The following is a 3,867-nucleotide window of genomic DNA, read 5'->3' on the forward strand; positions in this document are numbered from 1 at the left end:
GCGGCAGGCGTGCGAGGCGTCACTGCGCCGGCTCGGGGTTGACCACATCGACCTGTACTACCAGCACCGGGTCGATCCGCAGGTGCCGATCGAGGAGACCGTCGGCGCCATGGCCGAGCTGGTGCGGGCCGGGAAGGTCCGCCACCTCGGGCTGTCCGAGGCCGGCGCGCGAACCATCCGGCGGGCGCACGCGGTGCACCCGATCGCCGCGCTACAGAGCGAGTGGTCGCTGTGGACCCGCGACCTGGAGGCGGAGATCGTCCCGCTCTGCCGCGAGCTCGGCATCGGCCTGGTCCCGTTCTCTCCGCTTGGGCGCGGCTTCCTGACCGGCCGGTACAGCTCGGTCGAGGGGCTGGCGGAGACCGACGTGCGGCGCAGCCAGCCGCGTTTCGCCGACGGCAATCTCGAACGGAACCTGGCGATCGTCGCGGAGCTGAACGAGCTGGCCGCGGCGAAGGGGGTCACCACCGGCCAACTGGCCCTGTCCTGGGTGCAGCACCGGGGCGACGACGTGGTGCCGATTCCCGGTACTCGGCGGCAGCGGTATCTGGAGGAGAACCTCGCGGCCCTGGCCGTCGAGCTGTCCGCCGAGGATCTCGCCGCCATCGAGGCCGCCGCCCCGCCCGAGCAGATCGCGGGCACCCGCTACGACGCGACCAGCCTCACCTTCGTCAACGGCTGAGCCCGCCGCGGTCGTGCTCGATGCAGCGCCCATCGCCGGTTCGGGAAACCGTCGCCGACTCGGAAAACGATCACCCTCCATGCGGGAAGCGATCATCTGAGGCATCCGGTCCGGCCAGGTCACGCCCACTCGTGCACACCCCATCAGAACACAAGGCCCGGCTCCAGAACATGGAGCCGGGCCTGTCGCTGTGCAGGAAAGCCAGTGGACCCGCCGTCATGGGGGGCGCAGCCGAGATCGACAAGCGTCATCGTCGCGGCACCGGCCGGGATCCGGTGAGCGGAACCGGTACGCCCCATCGGAGTTTTGCAGGTGTGACCTGGGGAAACGTGACCAACATCATCCCGCGTACATCCCGCGACCACCGGCTGAGGGCCGCTCACGGTGGCGTACGGCTGCGCATCCCGGAAACGACCAACGGCGCCTGGTCCGAGGGAAAGCCCTGGTCAGACGCCGTTTCGCGAGGTGAGCGGAGAGCGTGGGATTCGAACCCACGAGGACTGTCACCAGCCCTAGCGGTTTTCAAGACCGCCGCCATCGTCCACTAGGCGAGCTCTCCTGGCGACACGTCCGAAGAACGTGTCAGATGCACCTTAGCCTCTCACCGCCTCAAGCGCGCACGGGACTTGGCAGGCGTCTCGTCTCGCGTGGGAGGCGGGACGCCTGCCGTACCGGACTCAGAGCTGCCCGCCGGCGAAGCCGTCGCCCACCGAGGCCGCCAGCCGGAGGAAGGACTCCCGGGTGGCGGGCTGCAGCCTCTCCAGGTCGATCTCCGCGCCCTCTTCGAGATGGGGGTCGTAGGGGACGCGGATCACGGCGCGGCAGCGGGCCGCGAAGTGGGCCTCCAGGCGGTCGAGATCGACTGTGGACTTCGACCGGGGACGGACGCTGCACAGCACCACCGTGGCGGAGCGGACCAGATCCTCGTAATGGTGTGCCTCCAGCCAGTCCAGCGTCGCCGAGGCGGCGCGGGCTCCGTCCACGGAAGGGGAGCTGACCAGGACGAGCTGGTCGGCCAGGCCGAGGACGCCGGACATGGCCGAGTGGAGCAGGCCGGTGCCGCAGTCGGTGATGCAGATCGAGTAAAAGTTCTCCAGGACCTGGGCCACCGACTGGTAGTCGGACGCGCTGAACGCCTCGGACACCGACGGGTCGCGGTCGGAGGCGAGGATCTCCAGACGGGACGGGGCCTGCGAGGTGAACGCCCGTATGTCGACGTAGCGCTTGATCTGCTGGCGCTCGTTGAGCAGGTCGCGGACGGTCGCGGAGGTTTCGAGTTCGAGCTTGTCCGACAGGGTGCCGCGGTCGGGGTTGGCGTCGACCGCGATGACCCGGTCACCGCGGATCTGAGCGAGGGTGGCGCCGAGACCGACCGTTGTGGTGGTCTTCCCGACGCCGCCCTTCAGGCTGAGCACGGCGACCCGGTGGTGTCCCGTGGCGACCGGCGTGCGGGCACGGCCGACCAGCTCACGGCGGCGGCGGACCTCAGGGGACTCGCCGGGCTTGATCAATCCCGCCGACGCCTTGTAGATCAGCTTGCGCCAGCCCCCGGCGGGCCCGTTACGGCGCCCCCTCAGCAGCGACTCGGGGTCCAGACTGTCGGCCGACGGCCTGGGGGTGCCCGGCGTCTGCTGCCGGGAGGACGTGCTGAAGGCGGGCGTCGGGGCCGCCTGACGGCGGCGCGCCTGGTACGGCTCCCGCGCCGGCTCGGACGTGACCCGGTCCGAGGGGAGAGCCGCGTCCCGGTCCGGGGCGAAGGGCTTGTCCCGGTCTGAGGAGAAGGGCTTGTCCTGGTCCGGGGCGAACGGCTTGTCCCGATCCGGAGCGAAGGCCGTCTCCCGGGCCGAGGCGAAGGGCTTGTCGCGGTCCGAGGGGAAAGCCGACTCCCGGTCCGAAAGGAAGGGATTGTCGCGGTCCGAGCTGAAAGCCGCATCCCGATTCGGAGGGAAAGGCTTGTCCCGATCCGAGGAGAAAGGCGCATCCCGGTCAGAGAAAGGCTTGTCCCGATCCGAGACGGAGGCTACGTCCCGGTTGAGGGTGGGGGAAGTGTCCCGGGCCGAGGAGATGGGCTTGTCACGGTCGGGAGCGGGGGCCACCCCCTCCTTGGGGGTGAAGGCCGTGTCCCGGTCCGGGCCGAAGAGCTTGTCCGGGCCCGGAAGGAAAGCCGTGTCCCGGTCAGAGGAGAAAGGCTTGTCCTGGTCCGGGGAGAAGGGCTTGTCCCGGTCAGAGGAGAAGGGCCTGTCCTGGTCAGAAGAGAAAGGCTTGTCCCGATCTGAGGCGAAAGGCTTGTCCTGGTCGGGGGAGAAAGGCTTGTCACGGTCCGGGGTGAAGGCCGTGTCCCAGGTCCGGCCGGAGTCCGGGATGCGGGGGACGGTCGAGCCGAACAGATCGGGGGCACGTTCCAGCGGCGCGGCAGGCGTCGAGTGGTCGGCACCGAAGGACTCGGGCACCCGGAACGGCTCGACGGCCTCAGGCTCGGGACGCCCGAGGACCGACCGGAGTGTCTCCCCGGAGGCGAACGGCTCGGCGGCTCCGGAGGCGGACCGGTCGCGGTCCTGCCCGGCACCGCCGAAGGCGGAGAGGTCGTCACGACGGCCCGGGCCGCCGGCGCCGGAGCGAGCGTCGTCCGGCCCGGCGCCATCGGCGCCATCGGTGCCGGAGCGGTCGTCGCGCTCGGAGGCGGAGCGGTCGTCGCTCTGCTCGGGGCCGCCGGGACCGGAGTGAGCCTCGTCCTGTCCGGGACCACCGGAGCTGGGCCGGTCATCCTCCGCTCCGGCGCCGCCGGAGGATCCCGCACGGTCGGAGCCGACGGCCGGCAGCGTGAACCGGTCATGCTCGGAACCGGCGCCGCCGAAGGTGAACCCTCCGGGGCCGGCGGCCGGCAGCGTGAACCGGTCGCGGTCGGAACCGCCGCCGAAGGCGGACCCCCCGGGTTCCGGGGCCGAGGGCTTGAACGGTTCGAGCGTGGGGCCGGACGGCTCGGCGGGGGCGAAGGTGAGGGGCTCGGCCGGCTCCTGCGGGCGGCGAGGCTGCTCGAACAGGCCGCGGGAGGGCTCCTGCTCGGGCTCGGCACGCGGCGCACGGACCTCAGGCTCGGCACGCGGCGCACGGACCTCAGGCTCGGCACGCGGCGCACGGACCTCAGGCTCGGCACGCGGCGCACGGACCTCAGGCTCGGCACGCGG

General features: G+C 71.4%; 2 protein-coding genes and 1 tRNA gene. 1 reads left to right on the forward strand and 2 read right to left on the reverse strand.

The features are described from left to right. Nucleotides 1-682: aldo/keto reductase (locus ACWDS7_RS34295; protein ID WP_451932634.1), on the forward strand; the 682-nt coding region annotated here is incomplete at its 5' end. Nucleotides 683-1,152: 470 nt separating this feature from the next. Here ACWDS7_RS34295 and ACWDS7_RS34300 read toward each other — a convergent pair. Then, nucleotides 1,153-1,241: transfer RNA gene (locus tag ACWDS7_RS34300), tRNA-Ser, on the reverse strand. 118 nt (nt 1,242-1,359) lie between these two features. Then, nucleotides 1,360-3,867: nucleotide-binding protein (locus tag ACWDS7_RS34305; RefSeq protein WP_451932635.1), on the reverse strand; the 2,508-nt coding region annotated here is incomplete at its 5' end.

This window comes from Streptosporangium sp. NPDC003464 (genome assembly GCF_053588315.1).